This is a genomic window from Paenibacillus sp. GYB004 (assembly GCF_036577605.1).
Classification (GTDB): Bacteria; Bacillota; Bacilli; order Paenibacillales; family NBRC-103111; genus Paenibacillus_AB; species Paenibacillus_AB oceani.
Genome location: NZ_JARBDB010000047.1, coordinates 210255 through 234281 on the forward strand (window position 1 = coordinate 210255; position 24027 = coordinate 234281).

At 56.0% G+C, this 24027-nt stretch carries 25 protein-coding genes and 1 riboswitch; of the genes, 20 read left to right on the forward strand and 5 right to left on the reverse strand.

The features are described 5' to 3' along the window. Position 1 precedes the first annotated feature (1 nt). From PV433_RS19505 to PV433_RS19530, 6 genes are all read left to right on the forward strand, one after another. Positions 2–898 carry a fumarylacetoacetate hydrolase family protein gene (locus PV433_RS19505; RefSeq protein WP_332073727.1) on the forward strand — a complete coding sequence of 299 codons (897 nt, stop codon included), beginning with the start codon at positions 2–4 and terminating at the stop codon, positions 896–898. Between the two features lie 134 nt (positions 899–1032). Continuing rightward, the gene (locus PV433_RS19510; protein ID WP_332073728.1) at positions 1033–1284 is read left to right on the forward strand and encodes a hypothetical protein; all 252 of its coding nucleotides are present in this window, start codon (positions 1033–1035) and stop codon (positions 1282–1284) included. Between the two features lie 15 nt (positions 1285–1299). Then, entirely contained in the window at positions 1300–2145 is an 846-nt protein-coding gene (locus PV433_RS19515; RefSeq protein WP_332073729.1) for an electron transfer flavoprotein subunit beta/FixA family protein, read from the forward strand. A gap of 50 nt (positions 2146–2195) precedes the next feature. Beyond that, positions 2196–3287 (forward strand): electron transfer flavoprotein subunit alpha/FixB family protein, encoded by a 1092-nt coding sequence (locus PV433_RS19520; RefSeq protein WP_332073730.1) that lies wholly within the window; start codon positions 2196–2198, stop codon positions 3285–3287. Beyond that, on the forward strand, positions 3284–4594 hold the full coding sequence (locus tag PV433_RS19525; protein ID WP_332073731.1) for an FAD-dependent oxidoreductase: 1311 nt from the start codon (positions 3284–3286) through the stop codon (positions 4592–4594). Before PV433_RS19520 ends, PV433_RS19525 begins: the two co-directional genes overlap by 4 nt. Next, on the forward strand, positions 4591–4878 hold the full coding sequence (locus PV433_RS19530) for a ferredoxin family protein (RefSeq protein WP_332073732.1): 288 nt from the start codon (positions 4591–4593) through the stop codon (positions 4876–4878). Before PV433_RS19525 ends, PV433_RS19530 begins: the two co-directional genes overlap by 4 nt. A 155-nt stretch (positions 4879–5033) precedes the next feature. Here the strand turns inward: PV433_RS19530 and trhA are convergent, their stop codons facing one another. Beyond that, positions 5034–5681 (reverse strand): PAQR family membrane homeostasis protein TrhA, encoded by a 648-nt coding sequence (trhA, locus tag PV433_RS19535; protein WP_332073733.1) that lies wholly within the window; start codon positions 5679–5681, stop codon positions 5034–5036. Between the two features lie 189 nt (positions 5682–5870). Here trhA and PV433_RS19540 point away from each other — a divergent pair, with 189 nt between their 5' ends. Continuing rightward, positions 5871–6803, forward strand: coding sequence for an MBL fold metallo-hydrolase (locus PV433_RS19540; protein ID WP_332074012.1), 933 nt, complete (start codon positions 5871–5873; stop codon positions 6801–6803). 23 nt (positions 6804–6826) lie between these two features. On the opposite strand, the gene PV433_RS19545 is transcribed toward PV433_RS19540, so the two are convergent. Continuing rightward, positions 6827–7567, reverse strand: a complete 741-nt coding sequence (locus PV433_RS19545) for a YqaA family protein (RefSeq protein ID WP_332073734.1) — start codon at positions 7565–7567, stop codon at positions 6827–6829. Between the two features lie 321 nt (positions 7568–7888). After that, the gene (locus PV433_RS19550) at positions 7889–10108 is read right to left on the reverse strand and encodes a HelD family protein (protein WP_332073735.1); all 2220 of its coding nucleotides are present in this window, start codon (positions 10106–10108) and stop codon (positions 7889–7891) included. A 259-nt stretch (positions 10109–10367) separates the two neighbouring features. On the opposite strand from PV433_RS19550, the gene PV433_RS19555 reads away from it, so the two are divergent. The 3 genes from PV433_RS19555 (at position 10368) to PV433_RS19565 (ending at position 13520) form a co-directional block, all read left to right on the forward strand. Next, a complete protein-coding gene (locus tag PV433_RS19555) occupies positions 10368–11231 on the forward strand; it encodes a sugar phosphate isomerase/epimerase family protein (protein WP_332073736.1) in 864 nt (287 codons plus the stop codon). 27 nt (positions 11232–11258) lie between these two features. Next, positions 11259–12125 (forward strand): MurR/RpiR family transcriptional regulator, encoded by an 867-nt coding sequence (locus PV433_RS19560; protein WP_332073737.1) that lies wholly within the window; start codon positions 11259–11261, stop codon positions 12123–12125. A 174-nt stretch (positions 12126–12299) separates the two neighbouring features. After that, positions 12300–13520, forward strand: a complete 1221-nt coding sequence (locus tag PV433_RS19565; RefSeq protein WP_332074013.1) for a GNAT family N-acetyltransferase — start codon at positions 12300–12302, stop codon at positions 13518–13520. Positions 13521–13603: 83 nt separating this feature from the next. Here the strand turns inward: PV433_RS19565 and PV433_RS19570 are convergent, their stop codons facing one another. After that, positions 13604–14497 (reverse strand): AraC family transcriptional regulator, encoded by an 894-nt coding sequence (locus PV433_RS19570; protein ID WP_332073738.1) that lies wholly within the window; start codon positions 14495–14497, stop codon positions 13604–13606. A gap of 170 nt (positions 14498–14667) precedes the next feature. On the opposite strand from PV433_RS19570, the gene PV433_RS19575 reads away from it, so the two are divergent. From PV433_RS19575 to PV433_RS19590, 4 genes are all read left to right on the forward strand, one after another. Next, positions 14668–15492 carry a M55 family metallopeptidase gene (locus PV433_RS19575; protein ID WP_332073739.1) on the forward strand — a complete coding sequence of 275 codons (825 nt, stop codon included), beginning with the start codon at positions 14668–14670 and terminating at the stop codon, positions 15490–15492. Positions 15493–15548: 56 nt separating this feature from the next. After that, positions 15549–16883 carry a DegT/DnrJ/EryC1/StrS family aminotransferase gene (locus tag PV433_RS19580; RefSeq protein ID WP_332073740.1) on the forward strand — a complete coding sequence of 445 codons (1335 nt, stop codon included), beginning with the start codon at positions 15549–15551 and terminating at the stop codon, positions 16881–16883. A 194-nt stretch (positions 16884–17077) separates the two neighbouring features. Then, a complete protein-coding gene (locus tag PV433_RS19585; RefSeq protein ID WP_332073741.1) occupies positions 17078–17209 on the forward strand; it encodes a DUF4023 family protein in 132 nt (43 codons plus the stop codon). Between the two features lie 82 nt (positions 17210–17291). Next, positions 17292–17429: a hypothetical protein gene (locus tag PV433_RS19590; protein WP_332073742.1), complete on the forward strand. Its 138-nt coding sequence runs from the start codon at positions 17292–17294 to the stop codon at positions 17427–17429. Positions 17430–17521: 92 nt separating this feature from the next. Here the strand turns inward: PV433_RS19590 and PV433_RS19595 are convergent, their stop codons facing one another. Next, entirely contained in the window at positions 17522–17650 is a 129-nt protein-coding gene (locus tag PV433_RS19595; protein ID WP_332073743.1) for a DUF6254 family protein, read from the reverse strand. Between the two features lie 97 nt (positions 17651–17747). Here PV433_RS19595 and PV433_RS19600 point away from each other — a divergent pair, with 97 nt between their 5' ends. From PV433_RS19600 to nrdE, 6 genes are all read left to right on the forward strand, one after another. Next, positions 17748–18431: a metal-dependent hydrolase gene (locus PV433_RS19600; RefSeq protein WP_332073744.1), complete on the forward strand. Its 684-nt coding sequence runs from the start codon at positions 17748–17750 to the stop codon at positions 18429–18431. A gap of 191 nt (positions 18432–18622) precedes the next feature. Then, a complete protein-coding gene (locus PV433_RS19605; RefSeq protein ID WP_190930827.1) occupies positions 18623–19354 on the forward strand; it encodes a phosphonate ABC transporter ATP-binding protein in 732 nt (243 codons plus the stop codon). Positions 19355–19396: 42 nt separating this feature from the next. Further along, positions 19397–20185 (forward strand): SDR family oxidoreductase, encoded by a 789-nt coding sequence (locus tag PV433_RS19610; RefSeq protein WP_332073745.1) that lies wholly within the window; start codon positions 19397–19399, stop codon positions 20183–20185. Positions 20186–20364: 179 nt separating this feature from the next. After that, the gene (locus tag PV433_RS19615) at positions 20365–20862 is read left to right on the forward strand and encodes a cysteine dioxygenase (RefSeq protein ID WP_332073746.1); all 498 of its coding nucleotides are present in this window, start codon (positions 20365–20367) and stop codon (positions 20860–20862) included. Between the two features lie 297 nt (positions 20863–21159). Continuing rightward, positions 21160–21358: riboswitch (cobalamin riboswitch) on the forward strand. Between the two features lie 206 nt (positions 21359–21564). After that, complete coding sequence (gene nrdI / locus PV433_RS19620; RefSeq protein WP_332073747.1) at positions 21565–21924, forward strand: class Ib ribonucleoside-diphosphate reductase assembly flavoprotein NrdI; 360 nt, start codon at positions 21565–21567, stop codon at positions 21922–21924. Then, positions 21911–23995: a class 1b ribonucleoside-diphosphate reductase subunit alpha gene (gene nrdE, locus PV433_RS19625; RefSeq protein ID WP_332073748.1), complete on the forward strand. Its 2085-nt coding sequence runs from the start codon at positions 21911–21913 to the stop codon at positions 23993–23995. Before nrdI ends, nrdE begins: the two co-directional genes overlap by 14 nt. The last annotated feature ends 32 nt before the right edge of the window (positions 23996–24027 follow it).

Below are 24027 nucleotides of genomic sequence, written 5' to 3' on the forward strand. Positions count from 1 at the left end.
GTTGAAACTCGTCACCATCCAGATCGACAACCAGAATCAATTGGGAGTAAAAACCGCGCGCGGCATTCTGAACATTACGGCTGCCGCCCGTTCGGGGACAAGCGGCTCCCTTCCGGCTACGATTCATGAATTGATCGAAGGCGGAGCGTCTGCCCGCCAGGCGGTCGAATCGTACGTTAGCGCAGCGGAAGCGGATTCCGGTGCGGAATGGTTCGATGCGGCATCGGTTTCTTACGGACCGTGCGTGACCCGTCCGGAGAAAATCATTTGCGTCGGTTTAAACTACCGGAAACACGCCGAGGAAACGAACGCCAAAATTCCGGAATTCCCGATTTTGTTCAACAAGTTCAACAATACGCTGAACGGCCACGGCCACGACGTCGAATTGCCCGTTACTTCGAAAGAAGTCGATTATGAAGCCGAGCTGGCGATCGTTATCGGACGCCGTACGAAACATGTGAGCGAGGAGCAAGCGCTGGACAGCGTGTTCGGTTATGCTTCCGCCAACGACATATCCGCGCGCGATCTGCAGCTGCGTACGAACCAGTGGATGCTCGGCAAAGTGTGCGACGGCTTTACGCCGATCGGGCCGGAGCTTGTAACCGCCGACGAGATCGCCGATCCGAACAATTTGAACATCCGGACGGTCGTGAACGGCGAGGAGCGCCAAAACTCCAATACGTCCGACATGATCTTCAACTGCAAGCAAATTATCAGCTACATTTCCCGCCACTTTACGCTGGAGCCGGGCGATATCATTTTGACCGGAACGCCGGAAGGCGTCGTGCTCGGATATCCTCCGGAGAAGCGCGTCTACTTGCAGCCGGGCGATGTCGTCACGGTCGAGATCGAGAACCTCGGCAGCGTGACGAACAAGATGGTGGCCGAGAACGTGTAACTCGGAACGTATAGAATAGATAGACGACAAGGGACCTTTACGGGTCCCTTTTTCGATAGCTCCGGATACCGCCTGCTCCATGATGGAAAGCGCCTTCAACCGAGGGTGCTTTTTTGGTTGCGGTGGACATATAAATGATAGCAATCGACGGAATCCGGGGAGGAGGCGTCGTCCTGATGGGCGCGTTCATCGTCATTATGCTGGGCTGCTTCGCGTGTTTCGGCGCAGTTTTTGGGATCGTATACCGATGGATCGGCAAGGACACTTACGAATACGACCACGAGTTCGTCTGGGACCGTCACCATGCCACGCTCGAACAGATGGAATTTGCCAGGAAGAACCACAAGCCGGAGCAGGAGGATCAGGCTGGTGGCGATACTAAGTGAAATGGAGGGGATACGTTGCTGCACATCGTAGTATGCATCAAGCAGGTGCCCGACAGCCGGGAAATCCGGATCGATCCGAAGACGAACACGCTCATCCGCCAAGGGGTGCCGAGTATCGTTAATTTCTACGACATGCACGGACTGGAGGAAGCGCTGCGGATCAAGGACGAACAGGGCGCCCGCGTTACGGTCGTGACGATGGGACCGCCGCCGGCGGAGAAAGGGTTGAAGGAATGCATCTCCCTCGGGGCGGACGAGGCGGTGCTTGTCACCGACCGCGGGTTCGCCGGGGCGGATACGCTCGCGACCTCGTATGTCGTCGCCAAGACGATCCGCAAAATCGAGGAGACGTGGGGGCCTGCCGATATCGTCTTTTGCGGCAAGCAAACGCTTGACGGCGATACGGGTCAAGTCGGTCCAGGCGTTGCGTGCAGACTCGATTTGGAGCAGCTCACCTATGTTGGTCATGTGGTCGATGTTAACCCGACGGACCGGACGGTAACGGTAAACCGGAATTTGGAGGACGGGGTGGAGACGGTCCGCACGAGGATGCCTGTGCTTATAACGGCGCTTAAGGAGCTGAACAAAGTGAGGCGGGCTTCGCTGCCGGGGATGATCCGGGCGGCTCGTTACAAGCCGGTCGTCTGGACGACCGCCGATTTCCCGGATTTGGACAAAACGAAGATCGGACTGAAAGGCTCGCCTACAATCGTATCCAAGACGTGGGTTCCGGAAGTGAAAGCCGTGCAGACGACGATAGTCGAAGGTGACGGGGAAGCGCAAATGGCCGAGCGGCTGGCGGATCTGCTCTGGGACAAGGCGCTCCCGGAGAAGCTGGGCTGGACGGCCGCCGGCCGATAGACGCAATAGTGGGTTAAACCTGTATTCGATAGGGAAAGGGGCAAAGTGCCATGTCAACGGAGCGGGCGGAAGAACAAATGCCCGATTGGTCCGCTTACCGCGGCGTCCTGATCGTCGTAGAGCAGCGGGACGGCGAAGCGAAGCCGGTCTCCTGGCAACTGCTCGGGGAAGGGAAAAAGCTGGCGGCGAAGCTGGACGTTCCGGTCAAAGCGCTCGTCATCGGTCACGGAGTCGGCCATCTCGCCCGCGAAGCCGGGTATTACGGAGCCGATGACGTCTATTGGTGCGATCATCCGGAATTGGCGAATTATCGGACACGCCCGTACAGCCGAGTCGTGCTGCAGCTGATCGAGGATGCCAAGCCGGAGATCGTCTTGTTCGGAGCGACGGCGACCGGCAGAGATTTGGCGGGCGCGATCGCGACTCATCTGCCGACCGGGCTGACGGCGGACACGACGGAGCTGGACGTTGAGCCGCCGCCGTCCCGTCTGCTGCTGGCGAGCCGTCCGGCCTTCTCCGAGAAAATGATGGCGACCATCTTGTGCAAGCAGTATCGTCCGCAGATGGCGACCGCCCGCGCAGGCGTATTCCAGGCGCTGCCCCGGGACGTCTCGCGCGAGGCGGCGATCGAGGAGATCGCGTTCCGGATGGAGCCTGGGGACATTGCCGCGGAAGTGCTCGATTTCGTCCGCGAAACGGGGAGAATCAATCTGGAGGAAGCGGAGATTATCGTAGCGGGCGGGCGCGGACTGGGAGGCCCGGAGCCGTTCGCGATGCTCCGGGAGCTGGCCGATACGCTCGGCGGAGTCGTCGGCGCCTCCCGGGCCGCCGTCGATGCCGGCTGGATCAAGCATGAGCATCAGGTGGGGCAGACCGGGCAGACCGTGCGGCCCAAGCTGTATTTTGCAATCGGCATATCGGGTGCGGTCCAGCATACGGTCGGCATGAGCAATTCCGAGGTCGTTATCGCGATCAACAAGGATGCGGAGGCGCCGATTTTCCAATTCGCCCATTACGGGATCGTAGGCGATCTATTCAAAATCGTACCGGCTATAACCGAGGAAATGAAGCGGCGCAAACAGTCGGTGCCGGCAATAACGGATCACACATCGCCGAATACGGGAAGGGGGAGCGGCTCATGACCGAAAAATTTAACGCCGTCGTCGTTGGCGCCGGCCCTGCAGGCGCGGCGGCGGCTCTGACGATGGCCCGTGCGGGATTGTCCGTCGTTTTGCTGGAGAGAGGCGAATTTCCGGGTGCCAAAAACTTGTTCGGAGGCGTATTATACAGGAAGCAGATCGAGGAGCTGGTTCCCGAATTCTGGAAGGAGCGGAACGCTCCCATCGAGCGGCATATCGTGGAACAGCGGCTGTGGCTGATGGGCGAGCAATCGGTCGTCACGCTTGGACATCGTAACGAAGCGTTCAAAGATCCGTACAACTGCTTCACGGGACTGCGGGTCCGGTTCGATCCGTGGTTTGCCGACAAAGCCGTGCAGGCGGGAGCGATCCCGGTGTATGAGACGGTGGCGACCGAGCTGCTGATCGAAGGGGGGCGCGTGGTCGGCGTCCGGACGGACCGCGACCAGGGCGACCTGTATGCCGATGTCGTCGTCATAGCCGACGGAGTCAACTCGCTGCTCGGCAAGCAGCTGGGCATTCATAAGGAATGGGCTCCCGACGAGGTGTCGCTGGCGGTCAAAGAAGTGATCGCGCTTCCCAAAGAAAAAATCGAGGACCGTTTCGGACTGGAGGGCGACGAAGGCGTCACGATCGAGTTTGTCGGACAAACGTCGCTTGGCATGGCCGGGATGGGCTTCCTGTATACGAATAAGGATACGATCTCGCTCGGGATCGGCGTGATGGTGAATCATCTGCGCGATAAGAAAGTGAAGCCGTACGCGCTGCTGGATGCGGTGAAGCAGCACCCGATGATCCGCAAATTGATTCAAGGCGGAGAGATGAAGGAATATTCCGGCCATCTTATTCCCGAGGGCGGTTATCATTCGATTCCGAAGTTGTCGGGAGACGGCTGGTGCGTAGCCGGCGATGCCGCCCAGCTGGTCAACTTCGTACACCGCGAGGGGACGAATCTGGCGATGACATCGGGCCGTTTGGTGGCGGAAGCGATCATCGAGGCGCACCATAGAGGCGATTATTCTGCAGCGTCGCTCAAACGGTACGACGAGCTGATCCGGGAAACGTTTGTCATGAAGGATCTGCGCAAATACCGGGGGATGCATCGTCTGCTGAAGGAGCAAAACCCCGAGCTTCTGTTCGACAAGCTGCCGAAAGCGGTAAACGAGGCGGCGTTCGAGATGCTGAGCATCGATGGGACATCAAAGGCGGATAAGCAGAAAAAAGCGGTCCGTCTGATCCGCGAAGCGGCGGGCGGCTCGATGAACCTGCTCAAGCTCGGCTACAAAGGATGGAGGGCGATGAACGGATGAGCGAATGCGGGGTTTCCGACCGGTTGTTTACAATCCGTTACAAGTGCGACGACAAATCGCATCTGATCATCAAGGAGAGGGACACGTGCCTGTCCTGCAAGACGAAGGACTGCAACTACTTTTGTCCGTCCGATGTGTACGAATGGGACAAAAAGCAGAAAATCACTACGGTGGCGTACGAGAATTGCATCGAATGCGGCACTTGCAGACTGGCTTGCCCTTCGCACAACATTCATTGGGTGTATCCGAAAGGCGGTTATGGTATCACCTATAAATACGGCTAGACAGCGGCAAGCAGCGGAACCCGAGCGGTTCCTTTTTTGTTTGGATCTCATTGGATCTCATTGGATCTCATTGGATCTCAAAAGCCCCCGGCACCGGCGGGACCGGCTGGATGCGGGTCCGCGTAGTGTCAGGGGCTGCGAGACGGCTATACGGATCAGGCGGCTGCACCCGGCATAGGCAGCACGTAAAACAGGATGGCGATAAAATGGCAGACGCTTCCTCCGATGACGAACGTGTGCCAGATGGCGTGATGGTACGGAACTTTGCGCCATACGTAAAAGATCGTTCCGACCGTATAAAAGATCCCTCCGCCGACCAGCCAGAGCAGCCCGTTCCAGGGAAGCTGCTCATACAGCGGCTTGATCGCAAATACGATGAGCCAACCCATGCCGATGTAAAACAGGGTGGACAGCATAATGAACTTTTTGACGAAAAACGCCTTAAAGACGATTCCCGCGACAGCGAGTCCCCAGACGATCCCGAGAATCGTCCAGCCGAGCGGGCCGCGAAGCGTGACGAGCAGAAACGGCGTATATGTGCCGGCGATCAGCAAATAAATCGCGGAATGATCGAGAAACTCGAAAATATCTTTTGTTTTGCCTTCCCGGAAGCTGTGGAGCAAGGTGGAGCATGTATACAGCAGGACAAGCGTCGTTCCGAAAATACTGAAGCTGACGATATGCCATACGGTGCCGTGCAGGCTGGCGAACACGACCAGCACAGCCAGAGCGGCTGCGCTTAGCAGCGCTCCGATGCCATGACTGATCGCATTGGCGATTTCTTCCTTAAGCGAATATTGCATGTCTGGACTCCCCGCTTCCGTTATTGATCTGGTATTCATTGTAACATGGCGGGCACCCGGATGGAAACCGGAGGAAGAAGGAACACCTCCAGTTAAGGCCCGAAACCGGAACAGTCTTGATGCGTATGAGATAAGGAATACCGAATTGTTGAAGACAAGGATGAGGAAAACGTGCGAGTATATGAAAATATGGACGGCGCTCCAAATAAACCGACTTTCCGCGATCTCCGCTTATGGCAGAAGGAACGGAAAGGAAAAGTGAAAGATTTGTCCTATCAGGTTCCGCATGCCGCCGTGTTGCCCGCAGAACTCCTTGCGCCGCCGGATCACGGACGGTTTTTCTGGATCGGACATTCGACGTTTTTGCTGCAGCTGGGCGGATTGAATATCGTTACCGATCCGGTCTGGGCGTCGCGGATGGGATTCGAGCGGAGATTGACGGAACCGGGCATCCCCCTGGCGGATACGCCCCCTGTAGATATCGTGCTGCTGTCACACAGCCATTACGATCATCTGCACATCCCATCGCTTCGCAAGCTGAAAGGAAACCCGATTCACCTGGTGCCCGAAGGAACCGAAGTGCTGCTTCGGCGCAAAGGATTATCCAACGTCAAACCGTTCGCATGGTGGGACAGCTGGAAGGCGGGAGCGGTCAGCTTTACGTTTGTGCCGGCCGAGCATTGGACAAGAAGAACGCTGTGGGACATGAACCGGACGCACTGGGGCGGATGGGTGATCGAAGCGGACAAGCGGGAGCAGGATGAGGAAGCGGTCGGCGGTCCGACCAAAACTACGATTTATTTTGCGGGAGATTCCGGATATTTCCGCGGTTTCGCCGAGATCGGCCGCCGTTTCCGGAACATCGATATCGCACTTATGCCGATCGGTGCCTACGAGCCGGAATGGTTCATGTCGCCGCAGCACGTTACGCCCGAGGAAGCGGTCCAGGCGTTCCGGGACGTAGGAGCCGATACGTTCGTGCCGATGCATTACGGAGCGTTCCGGCTTGCGGACGATACCCCCAAGGAAGCGCTGGACAGGCTGTACGCCTCCTGGAGGTCAAGCGGCTTGCATCCGGACAAGCTGCTCGTACCGAAGCTGGGAGAGCTCGTTCGCGTATAGGAAGCGTACGTCGCTCCGTGCGTTTAAGGGACCTGCTTGCGTGGGGCGGCCATCTTTTTGACGGTTTGATCTTTCGGAATCCGGTCCTTTTGGGAATCGGCCAATACCGTTTCTTCCAGAGCAGGAGTTTCCGCAGCTTGATCGATCGGGGCAAGGCTCGCTTGAACGGGGCTTTCCTCGGAAAGCTGCCGGACGGCCTGTTTTTTTATCTTTTGTCGCTTTTTTAACCAAGCCCAGCCGATGGCGAGTACGACGGCGATCCCGAGAAATACGTAAGTGAGGTAGCTGTTGATCAGCTGTTCCGCCGCTTTGCCGTAATAATAAAACAGGATGCCGACGATATAAAACTTGGCGGCACGCCCGATTGCGGCAAATGCCAGCAGGCGCCAAATCGAAAAATGGAGGGCGCCGGACAAAATCGTAAACACTTTGAACGGAATCGGCGTAAAGGAGCCGATCAGAATCGCGGCTTCGCCGTTTTTCTTGAACATGACGGTCGCTTTTTCGACCCATTCCTTTTTGACGAGTTTGGTCAGCACCGATTTGCCCAGCAATCTGCCGATCAAATACCCGATCGGGGTTCCGAGCAGACAGGCGATATAACCGACGGTCGCAAGCCATAGGGCGGAGGAAGGGTTCAATATGCTTAAGGAGACCTGGAGAAAAAACGCGGGGATCGGGAAAATGATCGCATCGATAAACGAATGGATAAACATTCCCCATATTCCGAAAGTCGATAAAAATTCAGTAATTCCATGCAGCATAAAGTAGTCTCCCATACTTTGAGTATCCAAACTCTATCATACGATAACGCTGGTCCGAACAAAAGAAGGCGTTCATATTCTTGCCGATTCTATAGATTGTACTGTACTTATTGTACTATAGTTCTCCAGTTACGAAACCGACTTTTGACGAGACGAAACCTGGACTTTAGTCGATAAAGCGCCCGGACCTATCACCGCAGGCAACGCGAATACCCGCTCCGCGGCTTGTTTCATCGGTAACAAAAGACACCGCCCTATACTTCTACGTTGGGCGGTGTCTTTTGTTTCATGTCATTTGTAAAAATGTGTGCAGATGTTTCCTTATACAGGCGAATATTTCGAATATTCATCGTCCATGCCGGCAATCAGCGGGGTCGGTTCTCCGGCGTGCAGCACCCACAACTCGTGGAGAGCGCGCGTGCAGCCCACATAAAGCAGTTTGGCGTCGTGCTCGTTGCCGCCGTAATGCGTCTCATCCGCGTCGATCAGAATAACGGCGTCGAATTCGAGTCCTTTGGCAAGATACACCGGGACGACGGATAAGCCGCCTTCGTACTTGTTCCGCTGCGAATCGATCAGTGTGGCCGAGATGTCCTCGCGAAGCAGCATCGTATGCACGTCCTTGCATTCGGCCTCGGTTCGGCCGATCACCGCCACGGTCGAGGCGGTTCCGCTCATCAGCTTGCGGACGGCGCGTACGATCGTCGAGGTCCGGGCTTCCGGCGCATGCCGCAGCACCTTGACCTTCTCGCCGCTGCGGAATACCGGGACCGCCTGCATAGCGTTCGGGATGCCGCCGGACAGGACGAGGTTGGCGAAGCGGATAATTTCCATCGTCGACCGGTAGCTTCGCTCCAGTGTGAAGTAGCCGCTTGCGCCGGAGTCGAACAAGCTGACGAACTCTTCCCAGGAACGGATGCCCTTGTAAGCATGTATCCCTTGGGACAGATCGCCGAGTATCGTAAAGGAGCTGTTACGGACATACCGGTTCAACACGGCAACCTGGAGGGGCGAGAAGTCCTGCGCTTCGTCGACGACGACGTGGTCGAAGGTGCGGTTTCCGTCGATGCCGTACAGCCGCTCGCTGATGTACAGCATCGGGGCGAGATCCTCCGGAAATACCCGGCGGCTCCGGTAAGCGCGCTCGGATTCGTCGGCCACCGGCGCCGGGATATCCAGACCGGGGAGGTTCCGGCGAACCGTTTTGTCGGCGGATTTGTCGGAGCCAGGCTGCAGGAACAGCGACCGGTAAAACGTAAAGGCGGTGTCATCCGGCCACAGCTTCAAGTACGTCTTCAGCTTTTGCGAACCTTTTTTCTTGCGGTCCTTGCGCACGTTCGGGTCGCGAGTCTCGTTCAGCTCCATTTCGAGCCAGCGCTTGATCCGGCCTTCGAGCCGTTCCTTCCGTTTCATAAGCGGATAATGCTTATATTCCTCGAAAAACCATTCCTTGATCTTCGCTCTGGGCAACCTGGCCCCCGGCCACGGATCGAAATCCCCGTCCGGCACGAAGCCGGTCTCGAATTCGTCCAGAGCGGCGCCGATCGCCTGCATGAAGCGGACCGAGCCCTTGAACCGGCCCGGCGCTTCGTCGTTTAATTCGGGTTTGTCGCCGCCGTAAGCGAACCAGCGCTCCAGCCGCTTGGCTTCGTCCGCCAGCGACAGCCGGTCGTCGAGCGTCTCGAGCGCCCAATCCTCGAACGTCGTCTGCTGAATATGTCCGACTCCGAGTTCCGGAAGAACCGAGGATATATAGTCCAGGAACATCCGGTTGGGCGCCAAAATAATCATGCGTTCCGCGCGGATCTGATCGCGGTATTGATACAGCAAATAAGCCAGCCGGTGAAGCGCGACGGTCGTTTTGCCGCTGCCGGCGACTCCCTGGATAATAAGCGCCGTATTTTTGACGGAACGGATAATCTGGTCCTGCTCCGCCTGGATCGTGGAGACGATATCCCGCAGCTTGTTGTCCTTGTTCTCACCGAGCCGGTACAATAAAAACTCGTCGGTGACGGCAGGATTGTCGCTGCTGCGGTCGTACGTGTCGACAACCCGCTGCAAAATTTGTTTGCGGATCACCAGATTTCGCTTCAAATAAACAAGCCCTTCGATCAGGCCGTCCGGCGCCTCGTACGAGGCGTTTCCTTCGCCGCCGTTAAACGAATAAAAGAGGCTCGCCACCGGCGCCCGCCAGTCGACGACCAGCGGCTGTCCGGACTTGTCGTCCTCCATCCCGAGCTTTCCGATATACAGGGGACGGGCATCCCGCTCCTTATCTTCCTGAAAGTCCAGCCTGCCGAAGTAAGGTTCGTCCGATGCGCCGGACATCGCTTTAATTTTGTCCTGCCGGATCGCGTCCAGAATCTGTTCGTTCACATCGTCGCCGGCATACCTCGGGACCGACTGAAGAGCCTGCAGTCTGCGATTGATCATACTTGAGGCTTGCTCCAGCTTATCCAATTCCTCTTGATAGGCACTTTGAATATCCAATTCAGTTACCTCCAACAATGGGTTTGCGTTCTTGAAAAAATAGAACTTCATACTACCATATCGCCGGACAAAAAGAAAATCCGGATTCGGTTATAACGATTCTTTCCGGCATTCATCCGGGCTCGGCAGGACTGCGGCTCTTAAAATCGTTTCCTATATTAATGAAGGGGCTGTGCGCCGCCATCCCGTGAACTTCCGGTGAAAACGGCCGCTTCTGCGGAAAAAAAGGCAGACAACCCGCTCCGGTTCGGCTACAATGGATGGGTAGATTGAAAATAGGGTAAATTTCATTAATCGGAGGGAATCCAACATGAAAATCGGATTAAGCACTTATAGCTTGGCAAGAGCGATCTCGGCGGGAGAAATGGACGTATTGGGCGCGATTCAATGGATCGCCGATAACGGAGGACAGCACGTGGAGATCGTGCCGGTCGGATTTACGCTGGAGAACAATTCCGAGCTGATCGACGCGATCGTGAACAAGGCGGCGGAAGTCGGCATCGACATTTCCAACTACGCGATCGGCGCCAAATTCGTTGATTTGGACGAAGCCGGCTACCGTGCGGAGATCGAGCGCGTGAAGAAGCATGTCGATATCGCGGCACGGCTCGGCGTCAAGCGGATGCGTCATGACGTAGCGTCGCGTCCGATTCCGGAGACGGGCACGGCGAAGTTCGAAGCCGATTTCGACACAATCGTGAAAGCATCCATCGAAATCGCAGACTATGCGAACCAATTCGGCATCGTTACCAGCATCGAAAATCACGGGTTTTTCGTACAAGCGACGGAACGCGTTCACCGGATTATCGAAGCGGTCAACCGTCCGAACTTCCGTCATACGATCGATATCGGCAACTTCCTGTGCGTCGACGAAGATCCGGTTGCGGCGGTCAAGAAAAGCCTGCCTTATGCTTCGATGGTTCATTTCAAAGACTTTTATGTCCGTCCGTCGTATCGCAATCCGGGTGAAGGCTGGTTATGCTCCACAAGCGGCAACTACTTGCGCGGCGCCGTCGTCGGCCAAGGCGATATCGACATCTATGAAGTGGTCCGCCTCGTGAAAGAGTCCGGCTACGATGGATACATCTCGATCGAATTCGAAGGCAAAGAGGAGTGCAAGTGGGGGGCCAAGGCAGCGATGGACAACACGTTCCGCATCTGGAACGAAGTATAAGCCGCGCGGGCAGCCTTGCCTGAATCTATGAAACATACCAAAATACCGGATTTGAACAATACCTTGTTAAAAATATCAAGCGTGTATTCCTCCCTGACGAAGTCGGAGCAAAAAGTGGCCGACGTCGTCATGAAGGAGCCGGAAGCGGCCGTCTTTTTCACGATAACCGATCTGTCGGAGAAGGCGAACGTGGGGGAAACCTCGGTCATCCGGTTTTGCCGGAAGCTCGGGTTTCGCGGTTATCAGGAGTTTAAGCTGTCCGTCGCCCAAAACTTGTCGACGCCTTCCCAGAATATCCACGGAGATATTGAAGACGACGACGAGATGAGCATCATCGTCAAGAAGATTAGCGCGATTAACGTGCAAAATATTCATAATACGACGACGCTGCTCGACGAGGACAGCTTGCGGCAGGCGATCGCGATTCTGAGCGAGGCGAGGAAGCTGTATTTCTTCGGCGTCGGCTCCTCCGGAATCACCGCGATCGACGCAAAGCACAGATTCATGCGGATCGGATACGAATGCGCGGCTGAGAACGATGCGCACATTATCGCGATGAACGCAGCGTTGACGAAGCCCGGCGACGTCGTGATCGGCATCTCCACCTCCGGCAGCACCAAAGATTTGGTCGATGCGATGGAAATCGCGAAGGGGCGCGGCGCAAACATCATTTGCCTGACGAGCCACGCCCGCTCGCCGATCACCCATTTTGCGGACGTGGTGCTGCTGACCGCATCCAAAGAAAGCCCGCTCCAGGGCGGATCGTTCTCCTCGAAGCTGTCCCAGATCCATGCGCTGGACGTGCTCTGCACGGCGCTTGCGATCGGTCACAAGGAGCGGACGTACGAGTCGCTGGAGCGGACGGCCAAGGCCGTTTTGAATAAGCTATATTAGACTGCAGACGGTTTTAACGCACTGCTGTGGCCAACATAAGCGATTTGAAGGACGGGGACTTTTTCCCGTCCTTTTTGCCGTTTCAGGAAAGCCGGACTACCGCCAGCCGGGTATGAGAACCCGTTATATGATCAAACTAATGGAAACGGTTTTACCCGATGGAGGAGGTCCATGATGAGTCGCCGGCATATGCAGGATAGACTGAGATTACGACAAGTGGAACCGAGACACGGCGAGCAGTTTAACGACTTGCTCCGTTACGTGTTCCAGGTGACCGACCGCGATTTGCAAACATTCGGATGGGAAAACCGGGAGATTGCGCAGTCGAAGCTGCCGATTCTCCGGCATGCGGATGTGCTCGGCTGGTTCGACGGGGACAAGCTGATTTCGCAGCTGGCCGTATACCCGTTTCAGGTGAACGTGTTCGGCCATATATACGAGATGGGCGGATTGACCGGGGTCGGGACGTATCCCGAATACGCCAACCGGGGGCTGATGAACAAACTGATGCTCCATGCGCTGAGCCATATGCGCGACCGGAAACAGTCGATCTCCTATTTGTACCCGTATTCGATCCCTTATTACCGGCGCAAGGGCTGGGAGATCATCTCGGACAAGCTGACCTTCGAGGTTCAGGACACCCAGCTGCCGAAGCTGAGGAGCGTGCCGGGCAATGTGGAGCGGACGCCGATCGAACATCCGGACATCAAGACCATCTACGATCATTTTGCGCTGCAGACCCACGGGGCGATGCTGCGCAACGAGCTGGCCTGGGAAGAGTATTTGCGCTGGGATCTGGACGATATGACCGCGGCGATCTACTTCGACGGCAATGACCAGCCGACCGGCTATTTGTTGTATTGGGTGGCGGAGGAAGTGTTCTATATAAAGGAAATGATCTTCCTGAACGAGGAGGCGAGGACGGGGCTGTGGAACTTCATAAGCGCGCATTTCTCGATGATTACTCGGGTGAAGGGGAGTATTTTCAAGGATGAGCCGCTCGCCTTTTTGCTGGACGACGGGGATATCAAGGAGACGATTGCTCCTTATTATATGGCGCGGATTGTCGACATCCGGATGTTCGTCGAGCAGTATCCGTTTCAGTTTCAGGAGAGGGACAGCACGCTTGTGTTCAAGCTGCACGACCCGATGCTGGAATGGAACCAGGGAACGTTTACGCTCACGGTCGATTGTTCGGGTAAAGGACGGCTGGACGAAGGAGGGACGAACCCGTCTGTCTCGTTCGACATCCCGACGCTGACGACGATGCTGATGGGGTACAAGCGGCCTACCTACTTATCGAAAATCGGGCGGTTCCAATCGGATCAGGCGAGCGTACATTTGCTGGAAAAGCTGATTATCCGGGAACGTCCGTACTTTTCCGATTATTTTTAAGAAATTTCCGAATCGATTGCGTCGCCAATAATACGCCGGAGCTTGCTCCGGTTATTTGCGCTGCATGAACCGCGTACAGTTTCCTACATCCGGTGGTGTCCCGCTCTAACAGCCTCCCGGTATTCGCTCGCTGTCTGTCCCTTAATATCGCGGAAGACACGGGCGAAGGTGCGGAACGAGTCGAAGCCGACCGAAGCGGCAATATCGGTAATGCTCATATTCGTATGGAGCAGCATCGTAACGGCGCTTTCGATACGAAGCTGGCGGACATATTCGAGAAACCCTTTGCCCGTATGCTCCTTGAACGAACGGCTGATGTGAGGCGCGCTCTGGCGGAAAGTCGAGGCCAGTTCTTCGAGCGTCAACCTCTCCGTGTAATGCATATGCACGTATTGCAGGATCGGAGACAGCTTTACTTTCTCCGTCTCGCTTCCGGAACCGGCAATCCGCTGGCCCGAGCTTTCCCGGACGAATAAGAGCAGAGCTTCGCTCAGCTTCAGCCGGATCATGTGACGCCGCCCGGGATAGTCCGGCTTGCCGTATTCCTCCAGGAGCTGCTCCATCGTAGTGCGCATCCGTTCGGCCGAAGAGCCGTCAAAATCGACGAACGAAGGCGAGGAGATTCCGATTCCGTATACGAGTCTGGAAAATTCGGGGTCCTCATGGACGCCGAACAAGATCGGCATATCGAACATGCAGCGGTATTTCGTAAAGGTCCGGTCCGGGTCGCTGTCCAGCTTGTGCATATGGTTGGGAAGCAAAAACGAAGCGGTGCCCGGACGAATCCGGTGCTCGACGCCATTGATCGACTCGGCGCCCGAGCCCTCCACGAAAAAAGACAATTCCGCGAAATCGTGATGGTGCAGGTGCGAATGGGCGACGGAACCGACGTTGATAAAAAACCGCTGCTGGCCGTCCGGAGTCATCGCAAGCCCGCCGATATGGTCCTGATATTCGGGAAGGATCGTCTTTCTCATGATGGCGCCTCCATAGGTTAAAAAGTGTCACGTGACGGTGACGATTCTGTCATACGTCCATTCAAGTTCTATTATATATTTACTTTGAAAAAAGGAAAGCGATTGCCTGAGACAACATTCGGTCGAAGCAAGCGTGCCGAATGGCGGCTCTGCGGATGGGGTGAACCGGTATGAAGATGATCATCATGACCGACATGGAAGGCGTAGCGGGAATTGTGAATCATGACCACTGGGTCGTCCCCGGGGGAACGTATTACGAAGACGGCAAGAAGCTGCTCACGCTGGAGACGAACGCCGCCATCGAAGGGTTCGCCGCGGGCGGAGCGACCGAATTTCTCGTCGTGGACGGACACGGCTACGGCGGGATCAATCATCTGCTGCTCGACCCGCGAGCCGAATATATGCGGGGGCCGTACCACGGCAACTACTTCTCGATGCTGGATTCTTCCTTTGACGCAATCGCCTGGATCGGGCAGCATGCCAAGGCGGGAACGCCCTTCGCGCAGATGGCCCATACCGGCTGGTTCAACGTCATCGATTACCGGATCAATGACGTATCGGTCGGAGAATTCGGCCAGCTTGCGATGTGCGGAGCTACGCTCGGCATCCGTTCGATCTTCGGTGCGGGCGACGAAGCGTTTGCGGCGGAGGCGGCGGCACTCGTCGGCGGGATCGAGACCGTATCGGTCAAGCGGGGGCTCATGCCGGGCAGCGGCGACGAATTTAATACCGAGGGGTACAAAGAACGCAACAACGGGGCGATACACGTCCATCCCGAAATCGCCCGTGACCGGATTCGTGCCGGAGCGGAACGGGCGGCACGCCGGTTTCTGGAAGATCCCGGGCAGTTTGCCTTGCTGCGAGTGGAGCCTCCGTACCGGCGGGAGATCCGGTTTCGCAGCGATGGTACGAAGGCAGCCTACACGCTGCGCGACGAGCATCCGGCCAGCTTGATCAGCCTGCTCGGCGGGAAATCTATGGGTCTGGACAGCTGAAAAGGGTTTGATCGTGCTTGTAAAGCTTTCACTACATTATAAGGAGTGTTTATACCATGAGCGAATTGAAACAGCTTGCGATTTTGGGCGGACCGAAGGCAGTGCCGCAGCCGACACAAAGTATGTTTAAGTGGCCGATCATTACCGAGGAGGACGAGGCGGCTGCCGTACAGGTGCTGCGCGACGGCGCGATGTCCGGTACCGATATTACGAAAAAGTTCGAGCGTGAATTCGCCGACTGGCTCGGTACGAAATACGCTCTCGGCTTCAACAACGGTACGAGCTCCTTGCTTGGCGCTTTTTACGGCTGCGGCATCGGCGTAGGCGACGAGGTCATCTGTCCGAGCGTCACGTATTGGGCGTCCGCGCTCCCGGCTTATTCGCTGGGCGCATCCGTCGTGTTCGCGGAGATCGATCCGGTTACGCTGTGTCTGGACCCGAACGATATCGAGCACCGGATTACCGAACGGACGAAAGCGATCGTCGTCGTTCATTACCTCGGCTACCCGGCCGATATGGATGCGATTATGGCGGTTGCCAAAAAGCACAACCTGAAAGTCATCGAGGACGTATCCCATGCCCAAGGCGGCTACTACAAAGGCCGCCGGGTCGGAACGATCGGCGACGTCGGGGCGATGTCCCTGATGGCGGGCAAATCGTTTGCGATCGGCGAAGGCGGCATTTTCGTTACGAACGATCTGGAAATTTACGAGCGTGCGATCGCGTTCGGCCATTACGAGCGGAACAACGCGGAGATTCAAACTCCGTACCTGCAGCCGAATATCGGTCTGCCGCTCGGCGGCTACAAGTTCCGGATGCACCAGGTCAGCTCCGCTGTCGGCCGCGTTCAATTGAAGTATTATGACGAGCGGATCGGCGAAATCGACAAGGCGATGAACTATTTCTGGGACCAGCTGGAAGGCGTTCCGGGGCTTAGAGCGCATCGTCCGGAGAAAGGTTCGAACAGCACGATGGGCGGCTGGTACGCGACGCACGGACATTATGTGCCGGAGGAGCTCGGCGGACTGTCGGTAACGCGATTCTGTCAGGCGGTTAGCGCCGAAGGCGTGCCGATCGGACCGGGCTGCAACCTGCCGCTGCACTTGCATCCGCTGCAGCATACGGCGGACGTATACGGTCACGGCAAGCCGACGATTATTGCGAACGCAAACCGCGACCTGCGTCAGCCGAAAGGCAGCTTGCCGGTATCGGAGACGATCGCAACCCGCGTCTACTCGTTGCCTTGGTTCAAACATTTCCGTCCGGAAGAAATTGACGGTTATGTCGAAGCGTTCCGCAAAGTTGCGCTTCAATATGAAGCTTTGCTTGCGAGCGACGAAGGCAATCCGGCGACGATCGGCGGCTGGAACTTCTTCCGCCAGCGCGCATAATATCTTCGTATACCGAAAAGCTTCCGCCCCGAGCTCGGGGAAGGGAGCTTTTTCGGCATTTCTTCGGCTGAAGCCCGCTTGCTCGAAATGGCAGCTTGGACGTGTCGGTTTTACTTTCGTTCTGGATACACTAAGGGCGTGTTCTTATTCCTGTAGGGATACAATTCATCCGTAACGCCGAGGAGGAATCGAATGTGGACGATACGCAATCGTACTTAGACAAGCTTCACGATACGCAGCGTAAGGACGAACGCAACCGGCGGACTCAGGGCAAAGGCAAGGCCGATCAGCGGCTGCCCGGCAAGCAGAAGAGCAAGGACAATTAACAGGCAGCAGGCAAGCAGGAACGACCGGCAGTTTCCGGTACATGTATGAGCCGACTATCATCTGACGGAGGTGACCCGCATCGTGCCCTATCATCGCCGCAAAGCTTATAAGGAACAGCAAAATATGTCGAGTATGAAGGAAGAAGCCCGCACGCTTCATGCCGATAAGGCGAAAGCTTTCCCGCCATCCGCGAACGGAATCGGCAAGCAGGAGTCCTAGAAACCGGAACAGACCGGCAAATGAGATCAACCCCGTATTTGACGAGCGACGCAAGTCCGCCCGCAGGTACGGGGTTTTGTTGGCGGCGATGCTTACTGATCGATAGAAGAAGGAGAAGTCTGATCAGCCAATTCCTTTAGCGACGTAATTTTGCCGTGAGGCTGCTGGTTCTGCTTGCGCATTTTCCATGCATTTTCTTTGCGCCGTTTGGATGTAGACATCGGAATATGCACCTCCACCCGTATCGTTGGCTTCTCCGGGCGATTTTATGTACAATGGGGGGGAAGCCAACAATTGGACGAAGGATGGTGAATTCGCGTGAACATTACATACTTGGGACATTCCTGCCTGTACGTGGAGAGCGGCGGGAAAAAGGTTATTATCGATCCGTTTTTGTCGGGTAATCCGTCTTCCGGAGTCTCGCCCAGGGAGATCGAGGTTGATGCCGTACTGCTCACCCATGCGCACGACGACCATTTCGGAGACAGTATCGAGATCGCGAAGCGCAACGACTGTCCGATTGTAGCCGTTTTTGAGCTGGCGATGCACTGTACGCGGCTCGGGGCAAAGGCCCATGCGATGAACATCGGCGGGTCGTATACGTTCGACGGCTTCACGGTCAAGTATACGCAGGCGTTTCACGGTTCCTCGCTTCGCGAAGGCGACAACTACTTATACGCCGGCCAACCGGCGGGCATTCTTTTGACGATGGGCGACAAAACCTTGTACCATGCCGGAGATACTTCGCTGTTCGGGGACATGAAGCTGATCGGGGAAATGAACCGGATCTCGCTTGCGGCGCTGCCGATCGGGGACAATTATACGATGGGACCGGACGATGCCGTATATGCGGCGCGCTGGCTGAATACGAAGCGGGTTATTCCGCTGCATTACAATACGTTTCCGGTGATCGAGCAGGATGCGGGACGGTTCGCCGCGATGCTGAAAGAGCACGGGATCGAATGTTATCCGTTGAAGAGCAAGGAAAGCATTTCGCTGTAAGTTAGCTTGATGATTGCTGTGGATGGAAGGTCTTTTGTCATCCCTTTGACGAAAGGCCTTTTCGCTTCCATGTACCGGGGCGGGAAAACGGTTCCGCAACCGCTGGGCGCCTGTGATATAATGAAGCGTAAATGCCTGTGCAACCGCTACTGGAACGGCAGCCGCCGAGGCAAAGGAGTCCTGATATTTCAATGATCATCGTACGCAATCTAACCCGAACATTACCCGAAGGCCAGACGATTTTGTCTAAAGTGAGCTTTCAGGTCGACAAAGGCGAATTCGTCGGCTTGATCGGAGCGAGCGGAAGCGGCAAATCGACGCTGCTCAGCTGTATCGCCCTCCAGCAAAGATGGACGGAAGGGCAGCTGATCGTAGATGGAACGGAGCTGTCCGACAAAAATGTGATGGACAAGCTCAAGCTGCGCAAGGACTGGGCGTACCTCGAGGAGCGTCCGGCCCTCAATCTCAAAAAGAACGCGCTCAAAAACGTATTCAGCGGGCGGTTTTTCCAGCTGCCGTTATGGCGCAAACTAACCGGTACGGTGTCTACCGAGGAGCATATCCGGGCGATGGACTACCTGGAGCGGGTCGGACTGATCGATAAAGCGAAGATGCTTCCCGCCGAGAAGCTTAGCGGGGGCGAACAGCAGCGTGTGGCAATCGCACGGGCGCTGGCGCAAGGCGCGAAAGTCATCCTTGCTGACGAGCCGACCAAGGGGCTGGACCCGGAATCGGCGGGTAAAGTGCTGCAGGATCTGCGCGCGCTGTGCAAGGATCAGGACTTGATCGTCATCTGCGCCATGCAGAATCTGGAGATGGCCGAGAGAAACGCCACCCGGCTGTGGGGCTTGTCGGGCGGGCGGCTCGTGCTGGACATCCCGGCCCGCAAATTGACGCAAAGAGAAAAAGACATGATCCTGTAACCTTCAAAAAACAGACATCGGAAAGGAAGCGACCAGATCAAGATGAATATGCTGCTGGATGGAAAAACGGCGCTCGTTACGGCGGGCAGCAAAGGACTTGGCAAAGCGAGCGCGCTTGAATTCGCCCGGGAAGGGGCGAACGTCGTCATCTCGAGCCGCAGCTCCGACCATTTGCGGCAAGCCAAGGAAGAGATCGAGCGGGAGACAGGCCGTGAAGTGCTGACGGTAGCGGCCGACGTTAACCGGAAGGAAGATATAGCGAAGACGGTTCAGGCTGCTATCGATTGGACGGGGCGGCTGGATGTGCTCGTGACGAACGCAGGCGGGCCTCCGGGAGGCGGCTTCGACCAGTTCGCGGACGAAGCGTGGGAAGCGGCATTCCAGCAAAACCTGATGAGCGTCGTCAGGCTGATCCGCGAAGCGCTGCCGCATATGAGACGGCAAGGGAGCGGACGGATCGTCAACCTGACTTCGGTGTCCGTCAAGCAGCCGATCCCGGATCTGATCTTGTCCAACGTCTTTCGCGCAGGCGTGTACGCCTTGACGAAAAGTTTGTCGGCCGAGCTCGGTCCGGATTCGATTCTCGTCAATACGGTCGGCCCCGGACGGATCGAGACGGACCGGATCGTGGAGCTGGACCGTCTGGCTGCACAGAAAAAAGGGACGTCCGAGGAAGAGGTTCGTGCGTTGCTGATGGGCCAAATTCCGCTGGGCCGTTACGGAACGCCGGAAGAATTTGCGAAAGCGATCGTATTTTTGGGATCATTCGCCAATACGTATGTGACCGGTCAAGCCGTGCTTGTCGACGGCGGTATGATTCGCGCGTTGTGATCGGAAAAGGCGTATCAAATATGGATTCAAGCAGAAATCCGCACGATTTTGCGGATTTTTTTTGCGTGGAACGGCTGTTTTTTGTAGAGAAGACGCGTCTGACAACTTGCCCGAAGCGGGTGCGCCGCATATAGATGGGGTATGCGATTGTGATCGACATCCAGGAGGTCGTTATCCCCATGAAGGTTTTGCAGCGAGTGGAAAAGGCGCTGGCAGCTCTGCGGCAGCCGACTGTCCGCGAATTGCGGGAAATGCTGTTGTCCTTGGCGTGTACGAAGGAGGAACTTGCCCCCTATGTAACGGAACCGGCCCAGCTCCTCTACGGCCGTAATGTCATAGGCCGGACGGAAGAGGCGGAAGTGATCGTGATCCATATTCCGGCTCGCACCGCAACGCGCATTCACGATCACGGCTGTTCCGCCGGCTGCGCGTTGGTGATCGAAGGAACGCTGCGGAATACGATCTACCGGAATGAAGGGCGGGGTGAGGCCGTCTGCGCGTCCTCCGAGGCGATTCTGCGCGAAGGTCAACTAATGGATGCTCCGCACGGTCAAATCCATCAGATGGCCAATCCGGCGTCCGGACGAACCGTATCCTTACATGTGTATGCTCCGCCGCTGTCGGGGACGAAAACGTATCGCGCCGCTGAGGAATACGTCCTGGATTATGTTATTTAATGGCGCTAATTATCCGAATCATATAGGCAGGAGTTTTCCGCAGACGCCGCGGAAGATGCTCCTGCCTTTCCCATTCTTGATTAATTTGTCCCGAGAAGATCCATTTTCACTAGTTTTTTGCAAAAGCGCGAGGCAGGGCAAACGAGGAGATGTGACGAAAATTTTTTGAAGTCGGGAATCTCAATCCCCATGCGAGATTGACGTTTTTCCTCTCTCCGTTTTCATATTTTCATACTTAAATAGGCGGCTGAACCGATTGACAAACACAATATCTTGATATAAATTAAATTCCATGAACTACATATTGTTCGTTCGGGTGCTTCACGCCCAACTGGGCGCGATAGCTTAATAGGGAAGTCCGGTGAGAAGCCGGCACGGTCCCGCCACTGTAAGGGAGTAGCTTCAGTCCTTGGCCACTGGCACATCTAGTGCCGGGAAGGCGGACTTGAAGTGCCGATCCCCGAGTCAGGAGACCTGCCCGATATCTTAGACACGTTACCTACGGTCGATAGGAAAGTGTCCGCATCGTCCTTGTGCTTGCAGGCGTTCTTTGGCATGCGCGCAAAAGGCGCATCCGGCACCGGGCTGTCGCAGATGCGTCTTTTTTAACAGAATCGGTGCGGAGCCGCTGCCTGCGGCAAGCGGATCTTCCCATCCGCAGAGACACTCGCGGGTCTAGGGTACATAGAGAGGAGAATCCAGATGTTGATCGCTTACGACTCCAGAACGGGAAATGTGAAACGGTTCGTCAGCAAGCTGAATTTGCCGGCAGTCAAGATTGACGAAGAAATGACTGTCGACGAGCCGTTCGTCCTCGTTACCTATACAACCGGATTCGGGCAGGCTCCGGAGAAAACGCTGAACTTCCTGAAACGGAACTCGGCCAAGATGATTGGCGTATGCGCGAGCGGCAACCGTAATTGGGGAGAAGGCTTCGCGCGGAGCGCGGACCGGATCTCCGACTTGTACGGCGTGCCGGTGCTGGCCAAGTTCGAACTGGCCGGAACGTCGCAGGATGTAGAGAAGTTCGTACGGGAGGTGAACGCAGTTGCGGCATATTGAGTTGAACAACATGTTGATGCAGCGCGATCAGGACGGCTTTTTCAGCCTGGATAAAGACCAGGAGGCGGTCGTGGCGTTTATGGAGGAAGTCGGCCGCAAAAGCGTTCGTTTTGCTTCGACGGCTGAGAAAATCCGTCATATGATCGACAACGACTTTTACGAAAATGTACTGGATACATACACGATGGAACAGGTTGAAGAAATCTATAACATCGCGCATCAATACCAGTTCGAATTCCCGTCCTACATGGCGGCATCGAAGTTTTACACGGATTACGCTTTAAAAAGCGACGACCGTTCCCTATATATGGAGCATTTCCCGGACCGTGTGGCGATCGTTGCGCTCCATCTGGCGCGCGGCGATATGGACGCGGCCCGCTCACTGACCGAATCGATGATGGAGCGCAGGCTGCAGCCGGCTACGCCGACCTTCCTGAACGCAGGCAAGAGCAGGCGCGGCGAAATGGTATCGTGCTTCCTGCTCGAGCTCGACGATTCGCTGAATTCGATCAATTACGGCATCGGCACGTGCATGCAGCTGTCCAAGATCGGGGGCGGCGTAGCTGTCAACTTGTCGAAGCTGCGCGGCCGCGGCGAGCCGATCAAGGGCGTCGAAGGCGCAGCCAAAGGCATCATGCCGGTGCTCAAGCTGATGGAGGACGCGTTCTCCTATGCCGACCAGATGGGGCAGCGCAAAGGCTCCGGAGCGGCGTACTACAACATTTTCGGCTGGGACGTCATCGAGTTTCTGGACAGCAAAAAAATTAACGCGGACGAGAAATCCCGCCTGAAGACGTTATCGATCGGCTTGATCGTGCCGGATAAATTTTATAAGCTGGCCGAGCAAAACGAGCCGCTTCACGTATTCGCGCCATACTCGGTATACCGGGCTTACGGCACCCATTTGGACGATATGGATATGGACGATATGTACGACGTGCTGATGGCCGACGGCCGCATACGTAAAAAAGCGGTTATGGGAGCCAGAGACATGCTCGTCAAAATCGCCACGATCCAGCTCGAATCGGGATATCCCTACATGATGAACCGCAGCAACGCCAGCCGCGCTCACGCGCTTAAAGATATCGGATCGATCAAAATGTCGAACCTGTGCACGGAAATATTCCAATTGCAGGAAACGTCGGAGATCGGCGACTACGGTCAAGCCGATATCATCCGGCGCGACATCAGCTGCAACCTGGCGTCTCTCAATATCGCCAATGTGATGGAACGGAAAAAGATCCGCGAGTCGGTGCATGAAGGGATGATCGCACTCACCGCGGTTAGCGATATGACTTTTATTTCGAATGCACCTGGCGTCGCGAAGGCGAACCGCGAGCTGCATTCGGTCGGGCTCGGAGCGATGAATCTGCACGGTTTCCTGGCCAAGAACAGCATTGCGTACGACAGCGTGGAGGCGATTGAATTTGCCCGGACGTTTTTCATGGCGATGAACTTTTATTCCATCGAGAAAAGCATGGATATCGCCCGCGAGAAAGGAATCGTGTTCGAGGGCTTTGAACGGTCCGAATATGCGAAAGGCACTTACTTCGACCGTTATGTGGAGAACGACTTCCGTCCCGTATCGGATAAGATCAAGCAGTTGTTCGAAGGGATCGCCCTTCCGTCGCCTCAAGATTGGCACAAGCTGAAGGAAGACGTAAGGAAGCACGGTTTGTACCACGCCTACCGTTTGGCGATTGCGCCGACGCAAAGCATCTCATATATCCAGAACGCGACATCGAGCGTTATGCCGATCGTCGAGCCGATCGAGACGCGCACGTATGCCAACTCGACTACGTATTATCCGATGCCGTATTTGAATCGGGATAATTTCTTCTTCTATAAATCGGCTTACAACATGGACCAGTTTAAGGTCATCGATCTGATCGCCGAGATTCAGACGCATGTCGACCAGGGCATCTCCACGGTTCTGCATGTGAACAGCGACGTGACGACGAGACAGCTTGCCCGTTACTATATATATGCCGCCAAAAAAGGGCTGAAGTCGCTGTATTACACCCGGACGAATCGTTTGTCCGTCGAAGAATGCGTCAGCTGCTCCGTGTAACAACGGGGTGGATGGACGGAAGGAGATCATGG